Source organism: Cytobacillus oceanisediminis, from assembly GCF_004366035.1.
Lineage (GTDB): Bacteria > Bacillota > Bacilli > Bacillales > Cytobacillaceae > Cytobacillus > Cytobacillus oceanisediminis_C.
Genome location: NZ_SOEE01000011.1, coordinates 121,303 through 136,775 on the forward strand (window position 1 = coordinate 121,303; position 15,473 = coordinate 136,775).

The 15,473-nt window shown below is 32.4% G+C and carries 15 protein-coding genes and 1 pseudogene; 12 read left to right on the plus strand and 4 right to left on the minus strand.

Annotated elements, in window-relative coordinates; all coding sequences use genetic code 11:
- The first annotated feature begins 66 nt into the window (after positions 1–66).
- The 6 genes from DFO72_RS24095 to DFO72_RS24120 all read left to right on the plus strand — a co-directional run bounded on the left by DFO72_RS24095 (position 67) and on the right by DFO72_RS24120 (position 4,822).
- Positions 67–765 (plus strand): class I SAM-dependent methyltransferase, encoded by a 699-nt coding sequence (locus DFO72_RS24095; RefSeq protein ID WP_113885532.1) that lies wholly within the window; start codon positions 67–69, stop codon positions 763–765.
- Between the two features lie 213 nt (positions 766–978).
- Positions 979–1,224, plus strand: a complete 246-nt coding sequence (locus DFO72_RS30475; protein WP_113885548.1) for an alpha/beta hydrolase — start codon at positions 979–981, stop codon at positions 1,222–1,224.
- Positions 1,225–1,461: 237 nt separating this feature from the next.
- Complete coding sequence (locus tag DFO72_RS24105) at positions 1,462–2,376, plus strand: phosphotransferase family protein (protein WP_113885533.1); 915 nt, start codon at positions 1,462–1,464, stop codon at positions 2,374–2,376.
- An 847-nt stretch (positions 2,377–3,223) separates the two neighbouring features.
- On the plus strand, positions 3,224–3,727 hold the full coding sequence (locus DFO72_RS24110) for a sigma-70 family RNA polymerase sigma factor (RefSeq protein ID WP_113885534.1): 504 nt from the start codon (positions 3,224–3,226) through the stop codon (positions 3,725–3,727).
- A complete protein-coding gene (locus DFO72_RS24115) occupies positions 3,720–4,445 on the plus strand; it encodes a hypothetical protein (protein ID WP_113885535.1) in 726 nt (241 codons plus the stop codon). The genes DFO72_RS24110 and DFO72_RS24115 overlap by 8 nt, the downstream gene beginning before the upstream one ends.
- 182 nt (positions 4,446–4,627) lie before the next feature.
- Entirely contained in the window at positions 4,628–4,822 is a 195-nt protein-coding gene (locus DFO72_RS24120) for a hypothetical protein (RefSeq protein ID WP_113885536.1), read from the plus strand.
- A gap of 281 nt (positions 4,823–5,103) precedes the next feature.
- Here DFO72_RS24120 and DFO72_RS24125 read toward each other — a convergent pair whose 3' ends face one another.
- The 3 genes from DFO72_RS24125 to DFO72_RS24135 form a co-directional block, all read right to left on the minus strand.
- On the minus strand, positions 5,104–5,661 hold the full coding sequence (locus tag DFO72_RS24125; RefSeq protein WP_113885537.1) for a hypothetical protein: 558 nt from the start codon (positions 5,659–5,661) through the stop codon (positions 5,104–5,106).
- Between the two features lie 20 nt (positions 5,662–5,681).
- The gene (locus DFO72_RS24130; RefSeq protein WP_113885538.1) at positions 5,682–6,182 is read right to left on the minus strand and encodes a hypothetical protein; all 501 of its coding nucleotides are present in this window, start codon (positions 6,180–6,182) and stop codon (positions 5,682–5,684) included.
- A 763-nt stretch (positions 6,183–6,945) separates the two neighbouring features.
- Positions 6,946–7,467 (minus strand): redoxin domain-containing protein, encoded by a 522-nt coding sequence (locus tag DFO72_RS24135; RefSeq protein ID WP_113885539.1) that lies wholly within the window; start codon positions 7,465–7,467, stop codon positions 6,946–6,948.
- A gap of 106 nt (positions 7,468–7,573) precedes the next feature.
- Here DFO72_RS24135 and DFO72_RS24140 point away from each other — a divergent pair, with 106 nt between their 5' ends.
- The 5 genes from DFO72_RS24140 to DFO72_RS24160 all read left to right on the plus strand — a co-directional run bounded on the left by DFO72_RS24140 (position 7,574) and on the right by DFO72_RS24160 (position 13,792).
- Positions 7,574–9,367 (plus strand): ABC transporter ATP-binding protein, encoded by a 1,794-nt coding sequence (locus tag DFO72_RS24140; RefSeq protein WP_113885540.1) that lies wholly within the window; start codon positions 7,574–7,576, stop codon positions 9,365–9,367.
- On the plus strand, positions 9,367–9,930 hold the full coding sequence (locus tag DFO72_RS24145) for a MauE/DoxX family redox-associated membrane protein (protein ID WP_113885541.1): 564 nt from the start codon (positions 9,367–9,369) through the stop codon (positions 9,928–9,930). Before DFO72_RS24140 ends, DFO72_RS24145 begins: the two co-directional genes overlap by 1 nt.
- Positions 9,920–10,474 (plus strand): TlpA family protein disulfide reductase, encoded by a 555-nt coding sequence (locus tag DFO72_RS24150; protein WP_113885542.1) that lies wholly within the window; start codon positions 9,920–9,922, stop codon positions 10,472–10,474. Before DFO72_RS24145 ends, DFO72_RS24150 begins: the two co-directional genes overlap by 11 nt.
- Before the next feature lie 16 nt (positions 10,475–10,490).
- On the plus strand, positions 10,491–11,183 hold the full coding sequence (locus tag DFO72_RS24155; protein ID WP_113885543.1) for an ABC transporter ATP-binding protein: 693 nt from the start codon (positions 10,491–10,493) through the stop codon (positions 11,181–11,183).
- Between the two features lie 71 nt (positions 11,184–11,254).
- Positions 11,255–13,792: an ABC transporter permease gene (locus DFO72_RS24160; RefSeq protein ID WP_166672554.1), complete on the plus strand. Its 2,538-nt coding sequence runs from the start codon at positions 11,255–11,257 to the stop codon at positions 13,790–13,792.
- Between the two features lie 808 nt (positions 13,793–14,600).
- On the opposite strand, the gene DFO72_RS30480 is transcribed toward DFO72_RS24160, so the two are convergent.
- Positions 14,601–14,735 (minus strand): hypothetical protein, encoded by a 135-nt coding sequence (locus DFO72_RS30480; RefSeq protein WP_258549845.1) that lies wholly within the window; start codon positions 14,733–14,735, stop codon positions 14,601–14,603.
- 337 nt (positions 14,736–15,072) lie between these two features.
- On the opposite strand from DFO72_RS30480, the pseudogene DFO72_RS30605 reads away from it, so the two are divergent.
- Positions 15,073–15,473, plus strand: a pseudogene (locus DFO72_RS30605) (DUF4279 domain-containing protein); the annotation flags it as partial.

A 15,473-nucleotide genomic window follows, 5' to 3' on the forward strand; every position in this document is an offset into this window, starting at 1 on the left:
AGTAAGTGTGGGAATTTTTAGTAAAATATAAAAGAGGGATTTTTCATAAATGGGGAGGCGTTTTTATTGGATAAATCGATATTAAATTATGAAGATTTACTTGAAATGTTAGATCATTTCTTAAGAGAACCGAAGGAATTTTGGGAGAATTTTTACATGGATAGAAATAAAGAAATTCCTTTCTTCAAGGTAAAAGGTCCTGATGAGAATTTAGTAGAGTATTTTAAAAAGGGACTTGCTCCTAAACGAGTATTGGAATTGGGGTGTGGACCTGGGAGAAATGCTGTTTATATGGCTAAACAAGGTTGCAAGGTAGATGCTTTGGATATAGCTGAAAATGCGATTGAATGGGCGAAAGAGAGAGCAATGGAAGAAGAAGTAGATATAAATTTCCATTATTTATCACTTTTTGATTTTGATTTTAAGCTACATTCATATGATTTTATTTATGATTGTGGTTTGTTTCATCATTTAGCACCTCATCGTCGTTTAACATATCTAGAAATAATTAAGAAAGCATTAAAGAAAGATGGGTATTTCGGTATTGTTTGCTTCAATACCGATGGTGCTCTGGGTACATCTGATTGGGAAGTTTATAAAGAATGTAGCTTAAAAAGAGGAATAGGTTATACGGAAAAACGATTAAAAGAAGTATTTGCTAATGATTTTAAAATCATTAACTTTAGGAAGATGAAAAAGATTACTCAACCAGATGATTTATTTGGAGAAGATTTCTTATGGGTAAGTTTAATGAAAAGGTTTTGAAAATAAGATTAGCTAAGTTAAACGATCAGCAGCAAGTGCTGAATGTGTTAAATAAGGTCACGTTAGATTTACAAAAAAGGGATCGATCAATGGGATTATCTTTGGAATCCCAATAAAATTGTAAGCGAAATAAAGAATAATTATGTATGTATTATTATTTGATGCAGAAATAATAGGTACTTTTTGCATCAAAGAAATAGATTATTTAAGTGAATTAGCAACGGAAGAGAGTGGAATTCATTTTTTGCTAAAAACGGTTTTTTTGTAGTTAACATTAATTATAGACTTAGTGGAGAAGCCATTTTTCCTGCGCAAATTCATGACTGTAAAACGGCGGCTCGCTGGTTAAGTGCAAAACATTTCAGCTACAATATTAATCCTGAAAAAATAGGGGTTTGGGGACATTCTGCCGGTGGACATCTTGCTGCTCACCTTGCAACTTCTTTTTGGAAAGCATGAGCTAGAAGGTGAATTAGGGAATTCAAAATATTCAACTAACGTAACGTGTGCAGTTACTGTTTCAGCACCAATTGATATACTTAATATGGGGGGATGGCATGACCTCAAATGTTTTTGGTGTATCAGGTTTGTTAACTGGTATTTTTCAAAAATATTAATGCGGATGTATTCTTCAAAGCTGTTTGATTTATCTGGAGTATAAACAGATGGAGAAGCAAAAGGAGATGGTAGATAGTAATGAGCCTTACCAAGGAAAGAATTGAAATTTTGCAAAAGAAAATCTTCTTGATTTTGAATAATCAAGATAATTGGAACGTCAAAAAGATTAAGTTTCTAAGCAATGGTGTTGTTAATGCAGTATTTATTTTGGAAGAGGAGAGTCGAGGAATCTTGATTGCCAGAACTCCATGGAGGTTGGACGAATCAGTTGGAAATCTCCACTCGAATGAAGATGTAGCTTCGCTATATAAAGAAGCAACTATCGCAAAACATTGTTTCAATCATGGTTTAAAAGTCCCTAGAGTAATTCATCTTCACTTGAGCGAAGAGATTAACTTTCTTGTATCAGAATATATACATGGTGATGAAAGTACCATTTCTGCCGCTGATATCGGACATCTCGTTTCATCTATACATAAAATACCGCTTGAAGGATTGAGCATTATTGATCAGGACAACAGATCCTTTTATGAAATTGTGTCAAGTAGGATAGTGGAAAGAGTCAGCGCAGTTAATAAACTCCTATCAACTAATTTAATTGTACCATCCATAAAAGAAATCGAGGACACGTTGGGTATGACAAAAACGGACCATTGCCTAATTCACCTTGATATTAGAACTCCAAATATTATTAGATACAAAGGGGAAATAAAAGCCGTTATTGATTGGGATAATGCATTTATTGGTGATCCATTAATGGAGTTAATGAGAATTTTAGAAACACGTGATATAGACATTTTGGAATTCCAAAAAGGGTATAAGAATGATACAATACTAATTTCTGCTTCGCAGCCAAATAGTATTATTTATCGGCTTGATACGGCGTTAATGCTTGCAATTTTATTTATATCCTACATTAAAGATAATGATAAAGTACAGTTTTACCTTCAAAGAGCTTATTACTTAAGTAACACATTAAAAAGAAGTTTATAAAGATTAGGTAATATTTCTCGTAATTAAGAGTGGAACGAAAATCCTTAGCAATCGGGCGTGATTGTGCAACAGCACGGGACGAAAGCGATCAATCTTTTTTGTATTTTTATAAATTTAAAGCTCTATTTTAAATCAACAAAACGAATCTATAAATACATGTATTTATAGATTCGTTTGTTATTTGATATAAGGTTTCATAAAAAAAGTCTTGATAAAGCATTAGTGATTCAAATACTGTCATAAGCCACACCCCCTTTCGAGGGATATTGGCCGACACTCCTTGTCTTATCTGATATTGTTAAAGTTATTTTATCATAGATTAAGGATAGAGGTACTGAATTTTTGAGCAGCGAAATCTCAGATTTTTTCTTGTTAAAGTTGGCATCTGAAGATAATGATTGTTCGTAATCACTGAATCTAAAGCATGTTCCTACTAAAATGGGGGTGCTTTATATTTTTCAATAGTACCTGTTTTTATATTCTTTAAAACAGCTATTGAAAATAAAAGGAGAACAATACTAAATAAAACAACGGTTAGCAAATTTATCTTTCCTAAAAAGAGAATATAGGACATAACTCCTTCTAAAATAATTATTAAAGTAAAACCTATTGGAATCAGTTGTTCAGATAAAATTATGAATTGCCCCATTGACTTAATATGTTTTTTTCATTTTTTTACTGAAACAGAAGATAGGAATATGAACCCTAAGGTGTTCCTAAATAATAAAAGACAGTTGTTATGCTCGGATGTCTACTATTGACAAAAATTTATTGATTTTGTATTTTTTTGAACCGCATCAACAGGGTGCCTCGTCATTTAAATGCAGATGGAAAAGAGGTGAAGGGTTTGGAGAGTGCTGAATATGAGTTTGAGCAATTAGTTGAGGAATATATGACCGATGTAAGGAAGATTATTTTTGTATATGTTAAGAATAAGCAAGCTATGGAAGATGTTGCACAGGAGGTATTTCTGTCCGTTTATCGGAATTTGAATCAATTCCGGAGAGAAAGCTCCATTAAATCCTGGATTATGAAAATTGCCGTCAACAAATCGAAGGATTATTTGAAAAGCTGGCATTATCGTAAAGTATCCCTGAGCGGCTTTTTTAAAGAAGAGCCTTCACGTGATGATACCGAGCATAAAGCGATTAGCAATTTCCAAAATCAAGAGCTTGCTGAAGTCATAATGAACTTGCCGATTAAGTATCGAGAAATAATTATTCTTTATTATTACGAGGACATGGATACGGCACAGATTAGCGATATACTGAATGTAAATGTGAATACAGTGAAAACAAGGCTAATCCGTGGCAGAGAATTGATTAAAAGGAGGTTTGAATTTAATGGATGATTTCAAACAGCAAATGAAAACCTCACTTGATGAGAGTGTATTTAATGGACTTGATATCTCTCCTAAGGACAAGATGAGGTTCATTCAACAGGTAAAGAGCAAAGCACATCAAAAGAAATCAGGTAAAAGAATGCCGTTTTATCCACAGCTGGTAGCAGCAGTGATGGTTTTGCTCATAACAGGGGTACTTCTGAAAACTTTTACGGGTGCTGATTCAGGCACAGCGGCATTTATTGAAAAAGAGGCGGAAGCGGTATTTGGAAAGGACCTTATTATCCCAGAATTTAAGCAATTCGAGATTAGCTTTGCGGCCATTACAATACCAGAATTTCTCGATAAGCCATCTGATCTCTCTATTTCATATTCAGACGATAAAAAGGAAATCGATCCGGTTTTCGATGAAGATGAAGAAAAGGTAAAATGGGAAAAAGCACAAGAAAGCAAGCTTCTGTATGGACCCTACAGTGGAAAAGAATATTTCAGGATCCAATATCGTTCTGGACAAGTAGAGCCTGGTGACAGTAATGAGGTTAAAAAGAAAACCATTAACGGGATTCCACTTGAATATCAATACATCAATAAAGAATCAGGTGAATTTGTATTTGCTTATATCAATCATAATGGTGGAGCGTATCTGTTTGAGTTTAACCTTGGACAGGAATTTACGAAGACAGATGCTGACCAGGTGTTGGAGGAATTTGTGGAACAGCTGGAATGATTGAGGGAACAGGCCTTCTCCCATAAATCATTGTTTGTTTAGATTATTATAAGCGTATTTTTGAGATCTGTTTAAAATAAATAACATTAGGGGATATTTGGAATTTAGCACTTAAAGTATTACAATATATAGGTGACAAAACAAATATTGCCCCTTATAGGACAACTAAAGGAGGAACGTATATGTGGTGGTTAATTGGTATAGGCGGTCTTTTATCTTTCGGATTCATAGTCGATAGGTGGAATAAAAGAAAAGGAATTAATAACTTTGATCCAGAAGAAAATGCAAAGCATGTATCGAATTCAGAAAAAATTTATATGGAGTCGCATATGCACAATGTAAAAAATAACAACCAAGACAATGGTGGTGGTTTTTAGTCTGCATATAACAAAATAAAATGAATCTCTATGGATTAAATTGAGAATGGTAGCTTTAATTGAACAAGCTGTTAAAGGAGGATCTTCCAATAAGGATGGTCCTTTTTCAATGCTGATAATAGCGATATATTAATTGAATGAGTATTAAAGGTCAAAATAGTCTGAAAGTGTCTTTTGCATCTTAATGTTTACGTACCAAACTACAAAACACCCATTATTTCTAATGGAAATAATGGGTGTTTTAAAAAAATAATAGCTAAATTTGTAGCTAAGTTAATTTTCTAATTTACCTTTAATGAATTGGCTGTCTCTTCTAACTTTTCTGGTCCATAAAAGTCTGTACTACCATCAGGAGAGTTAGAACCAATCATATATTGGAATCCATTGTCATTCCAATAAAGTTTTTCACTGGTCGGACCTTTTAGGTATGTAGCATATATTCCATTATATATTTTAACAGTTTCATAGGTAAAGTTAGGGTCTTCTTTAAATTCATTATCAATTTCAGGAGTTTCATTGATTACATTAAAGAAGAAATATTTACCATCCTTTTCCCAGTATTGCTCATAGTAGTATGTGTCATCACCAAACTCTTTTGCTATTGCAGCACTTTCTGATTGTTTTTCGTTAAATGGCAACTTTTCTGGTAGTTTAAATTCTTTTTCAACTTTATCAGGGATAGCTTTAAGCGCTACCTCTGGTTTACTTCCTGCTTCAGCTAATTGTTTTACTTCCGGAGTTATTTCATCTCCTGAAACTTTTGAATTATTGTAACCCAAAAAAGCTCCAGATATTATCGCACATGATAAAATACCAACCATATATTTTTTATTTTTCATTTTCATTACCTCTCTTTTAATTACTTAAGGTTTATGTGTGTATATTGACGTACCTCAGTCCCTCCAGCTTGGTGAGGGTTTGTGACTACTGTGTTATAAACGTATGTTGAACCATTCGCATCATTAAATGCTTTATTAGGTGAATAACTATACGTTTTCCCTAAAACTTCTCCATGAATTGCAGTACTTCTCCAAGTCCAATCTTTCGCATTATTATCCCAAAGGAATAAATTTGTATAGAATGGCCCTCCAAATGTAACAGTTGCTTTTAATGTTGCTGTTTTTAAAGTTCCATTTACACCGTTAGAGTTGTAAATACCAAAGACATTTGTCATGTAAAAATCACCGTCAGATTTATTGTAGTCAAATACATTTGTTGCATTAGCTGTAGCACCTCTTGAATAGTGATTAAAGGTGAAGATATCATTTACGTAAGCAGCTGATGCTAATGTGAATGATAGAGAAAATACTGCACCTCCTAAAACTGCAGCTAATAAATACTTTTTAAAGAAACCTTTCAAAACTAGCTCCCCTTCCGTTACAATATTTGGAATACTTTTATATCTTATATTAAAATTTAATAAATTACAAGATTTTACAACATTAGAAAAATTTATTTTTTGTTATTTTATTTATATAATATAAAAGGAATATTGGTAAAGATTACTGCATGTGCAAAGAGCTATGATGAATAAATTAGATGATTTTACTTATTACAATGGAATAGAGTAATTGTAATAATATACAAGATTCCAAAGGTGGAATTAACTCGTATTTCAGTGTTTCATTTGAGGAGTAATCGATAAAAAAGGTAGTGTTGTCTGTATCTTGAGGTTTGGCTTGGAAATAATGGTGAAGCGGCATTCATAAGGGGTACAAATATTATCGACTAATCTTCAAGATGAAGATGGCGTTGCGTTTTGTGGTTAAATCTGATGATCATTGTAACTTTATTGAAGAGTAATTGATGGTAAATCTTATGTGTTAGATGACCAAAAGGAAAATCCGAAGAATATTTATTTAAATAATCTTCGGATTCTCTTTGTTATTATAGAATTGTCATTTTATTAACATATACATTGTTGAACAGTTGATTGACACAAGGATCCATTACTACAGTTGTAATAATCAATTACCCAGTTACCGTAGGCATCATCTGTAGGACAACCATCATAATTACAATATTTTCTCGTACAATCACAGCGATCGGGTCCTAGCAAAATACTTTTGAACATTTTTCTTCCTCCTTCAAACTTTTTTTATACAAACATCCCTAAGTAACACTTAGAATGTAGGTACCAAATTTTTGAACTCATTAACATACGGAGGAATTCCTCCTACTAATCCTTTTTGATTTATATAGATAAATGTTGGATATAACTTCAAGTTGTAATCAAATAAAAATTTACTATCTGCCTTTAGAATAGGTAAAGAAAAGTCTTTTAAGGTTTCATCAAAATTAGTACCAACACTTATTATGACAAAATTGTAATTTTTAAAATAACTAGTTTCAGAAGCTGTGACAAAATCATTTATATGTCTACTACATAAACTACATTTTTCATGTATCACTAAAAAAAAGCTATGGGAATTTAGGAAGTGATCTAAAGTGTATAATTCTCCAGTTATTGTTTGAAGACTAAAGTTAGCTGCTTTTGAGCCAATAGGGGGGCCATTTTTCACTCTATTCTCCTGTACTTTAGGTAAGGAATTTATTAACGTAAAAATTTCTTTTATTTTATGTTTTGCAAAAAATAAAAATAATAAATAAATACAAACCAAAAAAAATAAAATTAATTCCACCATTTTCACCGCCCGTCTTCAAATAATTACAAATTATCACTTTATTTTCCATAAATATAAATATATACTAACAATATATAAAATGTAAATAACCTAGGGTGGTATACTTTTGAATTATCTAAAAAGGGCGTCGGATTTTGTTTGGAAAGAAGAGAAGTTATTTTTTATTTATATGATGTTAATTAAGGTATTTCAAGGATTTATTCCTTATTTATCATTGCTTGTAGTAGCTGGTTTAATAAATAATGTTCAAATCTATGTAACTAGTCATCGTGTCGATTTTAATATAATCATTTTATTATTGAGTCTTCAATTTTTGATTGCAGTAATTGATTCAATACTAACGAGACTAGAAATAGTAGTATCTAGTACAATAGAGCAACGTGTGGAATATAAACTAAAGCAAAGAATTTTGGGGAAAGTTATTGACATACAATATAAAAACTTTGAGGATCACAAATTTTATAACTATTTGCAACGTTCTCAAGGGGATTTAGGAAGCCGTTTTTTTCAGCCTATAAATACACTATTAGATATATTTAAAGTTTCTATTACTGTTGTCACAGTATTTGTATACTTATTTTCTTTTCATTGGTTATTCCCACTTCTAAGTCTTCTATCAGCAGTGCCCATGTATTTTTTTCAAAAGTATTATGGTATGAAGAAATTTTATTTAATGAAGTACCAGACACCATCTGCAAGAGAACATAATTATATCTTTTCATTAATGACAAGTAGAGAATCAAACAAGGAAATCAGGATATTTGTAATAGGGGACTACCTTAAACAAAAGTGGGCTAAGTTATTTTCAAAGAATAATGAAGAAATTATTGGTCTTATAACTAAACATCAAAGGGTTAATATTTTTTTGGATATTTTTACGGCCTTTATCTATGCAGCATCAACCTTTGTTATCTTAGAACTTATATTTAAAGGGTTAATAAAAATAGGGGACTTTGTTTCTATTGGTCAGGGGATAAAAAGGGCACAGGTGAGTATAAATATATTAACAAACAATATAGCTAGTTTATATGAAAAGCAACTCTTTATTAAGGATTACTACTTCTTTTTACATTATGCCGACAATGTATCCCCCAAAAATAAAATAAAACAAAATCACAAAATGGAGGGAAAATGGGAAGTTTACTTTAAAAATGCATCATACAATTATCCATATTCATCAAAGGCTTCTATTAACAATATTAATTTGACGATATCTTCAGGAGAAAAAATAGCAATTGTGGGGGAAAATGGTTCTGGTAAATCAACATTAATTAAGTGCTTGGTAGGTTTGTATGATTTATCTGATGGAGAGGTATTAATTAATGGGAGTCATCCTTCCTTAGTTCACGACAAAATTTCAGTTATTTTTCAGGATTTTGGAAAGTATGATTTTTCAGTAAAGGAAAATATAGGTTTTGGTAGGATATCAAAAATCAATGAACCTGAAATAATTAAACAAGCAGCTATGCAAGCAGAAGTACATAAACTTATAGATACCTTAGAAAGTAAATATGATACAAGATTAGGGAGAATGTTTGAAAACAGTACTGATTTATCAGGAGGACAATGGCAAAAAATTGCATTAGCCAGGGCATTGGTAAGTGATGCAAAAATAATAGTATTGGATGAACCCACATCATCACTTGACCCAGTTACCGAGGCTGAAATTTTTAAAAATTTCAAGACAATCATTGGTACTAAAACTACTATTTTTATATCTCACAGGATGTATGCCAGTCAATATGCAGATAGAATCGTTGTAATGAAAGATGGACAAATTGTCGAATCTGGAACACATCTAGAGTTGATAGATATAGATGGTGAATACAAGAGACTGTATAGTTTACAAGCAAATATGTATTCTTCAGAAAAAAATAGACAGGAGGTGTTAATGACATAATGAAAGTTATCACAATGATGATATTAATATTAACTGGTTATATTTTTTTGTTTTCCAGTTTATCGAAATTAAAGAATATGGAAGCTCATCTTATAATAGTAAAAGAATATAAAATTCTACCTCTTAAGCTTGTAAGGAAATTTGCTGTGATAGATACAAGCTTAGAAATAATTACAGGAATATGCCTTATATTAGGGCTTATGCTACATTTTTCACTTATAATGGCCAGCATTCTGTTAATCATCTATTCTTTAGCTATAATAATTAACTTATTGCGGGGACGTTCAAAAATCGACTGTGGATGTGGAGGATTAATGGGTTCAAAAAAATTATCCTGGAAATTAATTATTCGAAACATACTTCTCTTAGGGATAGTATTAGCTCTATATTTTAATTATCAAAGCTCTCCTAATTATATAACTCATACATTTACAAAAGAGTATTTAATAAGTAATCTAGTGATTTTATCATTAATCTGTACTTTTTTAATATCCTCACTCCTCAGAGTAATACAAACTGAATTCTCTCGACTGTTAAAAGGAGGAACTAATAATGGAGTCTAACTTCTGGACTGCAGCTTACATCATTTTATTTGTTGTTGTTATTATTCAAATGGTAGTAATTTATATGCTATTTAAAACGATGAGAGATTTTTTACAAGGGATTCAAAACATTCAAGGAATTAACTATAAAAATGCCATAAGTAAAGGGCAGCCAGCCCCTGCTTTTAAAAAAAGAGATCAATTCGATAAATTTGTAAAAATTGGGTTGAATCAAGAGAAGCCTACTGTATTAATCTTTGGTTCCAGTAAATGTTCCTCCTGCAAAGGGTTAATTGATAGCTTGGATAAATCATATGTTTTGGCTGACTATAAAATTGTTTTTGTTTTTGAAAACAAAAACATTGAAGAGCAATTTTTAAATAAGTTAACAGAGTATAAAATTTCTTTTTTAATACATACAGATTTATTTGACTTATACTCCATCAACAATACTCCAACAATCATAGCGATTAATAATGAAGGAAGAGTATTATTATCTGAGCAACTAGACAATTGGGGAGACATCACTAATAGACTTATTAATCCTACAGCTAAAGCTATTTAACAAGGAGAGAATATAAATGGCTAATCATATTCTTTTAAAAAATATTGAGAAGCATTTTAACAACAACTTTAATAATGCTCTGGTGCTTAAAAATATTAACCTATTAATTGAGGAAGGAGATTTTGTCTCTATAGTAGGTCCGTCCGGTTCAGGAAAATCTACGCTATTGAGTATTATAGGGACATTGGAGAAGCCCTCAAATGGAAGCGTCATATTTAATGAAGAAGATATCAGTGGCCTTAATCATAAAAAATTATCAGACTTTCGCTTCCACAATATTGGATTTGTTTTTCAGCAGTTTAATCTATTGCCTACTTTAACTTCTATAGAAAATGTCATTTTGCCTACTATATCTCGAAGGGTAAACTTCAAAATATATGAAAGAGCCAAAACTCTCTTAAAAAAAATGGGCCTAGAAGATAAGTTGGATTCTCTTCCTTCCCAATTGTCAGGCGGGCAACAACAACGTGTAGCTCTTGCAAGGGCCATTGTGAATGAACCTGCTTGGATTCTTGCAGATGAACCTACTGGAAACCTTGATTCCAAAACAAGTATGGATATGTTTCTTTTACTCAGAAACCTAAATGAAGAAAAAAATTGTGGTGTTATTTTTGTTACACATGATAGAACCCTTGCCCAAATGTCCAATCGAATCATTGAGATAAATGATGGAGAAGTTATTTCTGATCATCATGGCAAAAAACTATGATACATTTTATTTTCAAGAATTGGATTAGGCAAAGGGAAAGGCTTATTTTAATTATCATTGGGTTGTTGGTTATGAGTATTGGCTTAAGTATTTTGGTTAGTATCACTGAAACAAACAAAGGAACGGTCCAGAATACGCTTGAACAAAATTGGAAGTCTTCTTATCATATTGTGGTTCGTCCTGAAGGAGTAACCAGTTTACCAGAAGATGAGGGGCTCTTAGAACCAAATTTCTTAAGTGGTATCACCGGAGGGATAAGCTTACAACAATATCAGCAAATCAAAGCAATGGAGGAAGTTGATGTTGCAGCACCAATTGCCATACTTGGTTACTTACCTCTTAGCGTTAAAATGGATAGTTTTTCTTCAGCTAAAAATGAAGAGGGAATTTATAAATTTCAATATACGGAAACCGTTGAGAACGGCTACAATAAGCGAATACAAGCACAGCATACAAAATTTTTAGTTTCGGGACCCTGGTATCCTAATTTAAGCAGGAGAGAAAATCCATCCGAAACATTCGGAGCTTTCCCTTGGCAAAACACTTCTGGAGAACATGTCATAATCAGTCGAAACCTATTGGTAGGTATAGATCCGGTAGAGGAGGCAAAATTAGTAGGGCTAGACAAGGCTTCTACAAAATATTTTGAATCCGATGATAAACCATTCGTTGTTGATAAGACCCTTAATCAATTAAGAATTCCTCTTCTTCTTAGTTCACAGCCATTTACGAATACAAATTATTCATTTCAGCTTGAAAAATTAAATATTTCTCTTCCAGATAGTAAAGAAGAAGTACAAGAATTAATGGAAAATATAAGAGATAAGGGCGGAGAATCCTATTTAAAAACTTTAGAATCTGAAAAGGTAACCAGCTCTGTATATTCATCACAAGATGCTTATAACTCTATATTTGATCGTTTATTAAACAAAAATGAAAAAAGTAGTAGATTCGTAAATACTAGTACTGTATTAGGCGAAAAAATTGGTCCATTAACGTATAAACACAATCAGAGTCCTTTTCCTGAACGTTGGCAGCATGCCTATAAATTAGAACCAAAAGATACCATTTTACCTTGGGCTAAAGATAAAACCTATGCATTTCGAGAAGTACAAGAACGATTTGAAGAAACTGAAACTACGGACAGACCCAATGACTTTGTACGATTAGATTTAAATATAATAGGTGCTTATGACCCTAGCCAATTAAACATCGCAAAAGACCCGCTGACAGAACTTCCAATGGAGACATATCGAACAGCTCGGGCTAAATTAGTATTAGATGATACAGGGAAACCCGTTAACCCGCCTGTTACGCTCAAGGCTACAAATAATCCCTTAGATTTTTTACTGCAACCTCCTACAGCACTAACTTCTCTTGAAGCTGCAGATAAAATTTCAGCTTTTACGGGAGGAGAACCTATTTCTGCAATAAGGATTAAAATTAAAGACGTAAATTCATTAACGAAAGGATCGCAAGAGAAATTAGAAAGAGTAGCTGCTTCAATATCAAAACAAACTGGTTTAAAGGCAGATATTACACTTGGATCATCTCCTCAATCCGTATTAACCTTTATACCGGAAAACAACAGCGTTCCTTCGTTAGGATGGATCGAACAGCCATGGGTAAAATTAGGTTCGGCATTTACTATACTAAATGAAACAAAACTAGGCTACTCGGGTATTATAATGACCGTTTTATTAGTGGCGGTAGTATATGTGTTCACGACAAGATTAATATCCTATTTAACTAATCGAAAACACTATGCTTTATTATTGGCATTTGGATGGAGTTTGAATCAATTAAAAAAATTAATTATCTTAGAATCCGTACTCCTTGGTTTAATAGCTTCAATGACGATATGGGCCGTACAAATCATTATTCATTTCCTCTTTAATACTACTTTCTCATTTGCACTCTTTTGGTTATCTGGAGTAGCGGGATTTTTTATTTATTTTTTAGGTGGAATTTTGCCCGCAAAAATGATGGAATTAATTAAACCTTATGAAGCAATAAAAACTGGCGAGATTTCAACTAATATGAAAAGATTTTTCTATTCAAATAACATTCTCGGCGTATCTTTTCAGTATCTATTTGGGAAATCACGCAGAACGGCCATCTCGATCATCTCATTAGCAATACCTGTTACTTTGTTGAGCTATTTTATCTTTATTACATTCCGATTAAAAGGCGTTTTATATACCTCTTACCTCGGAGAATATATAGCTTTAGAAATAGGCAGTATTCATTATGCGGCCACTATTATTGCCATTATAATGGCAATTCTTACAACAGCAGAAATTATGTGGCAAAATATTATGGAAAGAAAACCAGAAATTTCATTACTTAAAGCTATAGGTTGGCAGAATCAATCCGTACGTAAAATGGTTATTTACGAAGGAGCATTTATTGGATTCTTTGCTGGCATTCTTAGCTTGGTTTTATCTGGCCTTTTGATACTCATTACGTATAAAACTATAGACTTTCAAGATTCCTTATTTTTATTTTGTTTACCTATATTAATACCGATAACAGCAGGAAGCATAGGTTCATTATTTCCTGCAGAAATGGCTGTAAGAATTTCCCCTATGGAAGGTACTAAAAAGTAGAAAGAAAATCTAAATTACAAAAAATTAAGGGAGAAGCCTGCTCCTTTTTACATTGACAACTGCTTATCGAGGGAATTGATGTAGCTTTATAAAAGTTTGATCAAAAATATGTTTTAGAACCCTTGATTTAATCAAGATTCTTGTAAAAATCCAACTACTTTTTGATCAAACTTTTTTTATCAATCTTTATTTTTCTACACTAAGTAATATAGCTGATTTTCCTTAGCTGTTACGTGACAATAAAGACGTTGGTTAATTTTCGAGGTAAACCTTCACTGCTTAAAATATACCAATAAAGTGGTTTAAAGTAAGGAACCAATAGAGCAAAGTCTATTTATGTTATGAAAGTTAGAGAGAAAAGGAACCATATTTTTGGTTTCATTTAGAAAATCCTCAAAATCGGAATGAACCTGAACTTAAAACATCTTTGTTCTCGTATATGACTGAATATAGTCCTCGAAAATACAAGTACTTATTAACCCTACAGACCTAGAACACGATAAAATTTGTATTCGTCTTAGTATGGGTTGGCTACTAAATTATTTACTTTTGGGCTATTAGAGTTATATAAATTCTAAGTATTCTAATGCTAACGTAGAAGGGGTTCTCTGCACTTATGTAGGTGGATTTTCTTCAAAGGAAAACAACATCTTCTATAAGAAAAGGGGGTAGTCTTTTTGGTATTTTAATTTGTGCTAAATACAAATTATGTGAACTTTTGAAATTTATATAGATTTGTTGCTCCTAGCAGTCGTTTATATTAATTATGTTACTTAAAGCTCTTAGAGGGATTTTCTTAAAACTAAGATTAAAATTTGATCAAACAATAATAAGTTGGTCTCCAAAGAACTTTAAAGCTTGTTTTATAAGGTTTTTTCTTATCCAAGAAAGCCTGTACCTGGCTTTCGCCTTTGGCCACATCTAGTCCAACAACAGGGTTCATTATTTTATCTCCTCCAAAAAATTATAAATTTGCCGGCAGCCCCTAGACCTTCTTGCAGTTTCATAGCTTCGCTTGTTATACGAAATCAATGTCCCAACCAGCCAAATCATGTTTAAGCAAGTAGGGGGTGAACAGTTTAGCTGACGGGATCATCCTCCCACGGGCAGGTGCGTTCTACCCCGGCTACCGTAATCATAAAACCATATAAAAAATGGTCAACCAGAAATATCTGGCTGACCTTATAATACGAAAGGGCAGGTTTGTGGAAGAAGGATGATATAATAAAACAGAAAATATAAACATTTGGAGGGGAAGGTTAAGCTTGGACAAAACTCAAGTGATAGTTAACTTCAGTCTAGACGGAGATGAGTTTTCATTAGATGACGTAACTGAAAAGTTAGAAGTAACACATACTGAAACTCATAAAAAAGGTGATTTAATTCAAAACTGTTCAACTGCATGTTATAGAAAAGAGACAAGTTGGGATTTAGGGACAGGCTACCAGGTTTCGCTGATGTGAATAATCAACTCCAACAAATTTTAAATAAACTACATAATAAGTCATCAATCATTAACGAAATAAAAAAGGCTTACTCGGTAGAGTGTAAACTCTCAATCGTAGTTAAAATAGATGAGGGAAATTCCCCTGCTTTATATATGGATAAAGACATCATAAAGTTTGCTGCAAGCATTGAAGCTGAATTGGATGTGGATTTGTACACTAATCCTTATGAAAAT

Bases quoted from the DNA above. Each gene is read 5' to 3' on its own strand.
- DFO72_RS24105 (WP_113885533.1), top strand. From the start codon at position 1,462: ATGAGCCTTACCAAGGAAAGAATTGAAATTTTGCAAAAGAAAATCTTC.
- DFO72_RS24115 (WP_113885535.1), top strand. From the start codon at position 3,720: ATGGATGATTTCAAACAGCAAATGAAAACCTCACTTGATGAGAGTGTA.
- DFO72_RS24120 (WP_113885536.1), top strand. From the start codon at position 4,628: ATGTGGTGGTTAATTGGTATAGGCGGTCTTTTATCTTTCGGATTCATA.
- DFO72_RS24125 (WP_113885537.1), bottom strand. From the start codon at position 5,661: ATGAAAAATAAAAAATATATGGTTGGTATTTTATCATGTGCGATAATA.
- DFO72_RS24135 (WP_113885539.1), bottom strand. From the start codon at position 7,467: ATGGTGGAATTAATTTTATTTTTTTTGGTTTGTATTTATTTATTATTT.
- DFO72_RS24145 (WP_113885541.1), top strand. From the start codon at position 9,367: ATGAAAGTTATCACAATGATGATATTAATATTAACTGGTTATATTTTT.
- DFO72_RS24150 (WP_113885542.1), top strand. From the start codon at position 9,920: ATGGAGTCTAACTTCTGGACTGCAGCTTACATCATTTTATTTGTTGTT.
- DFO72_RS24155 (WP_113885543.1), top strand. From the start codon at position 10,491: ATGGCTAATCATATTCTTTTAAAAAATATTGAGAAGCATTTTAACAAC.
- DFO72_RS24160 (WP_166672554.1), top strand. From the start codon at position 11,255: ATGAGTATTGGCTTAAGTATTTTGGTTAGTATCACTGAAACAAACAAA.
- DFO72_RS30480 (WP_258549845.1), bottom strand. From the start codon at position 14,735: ATGAACCCTGTTGTTGGACTAGATGTGGCCAAAGGCGAAAGCCAGGTA.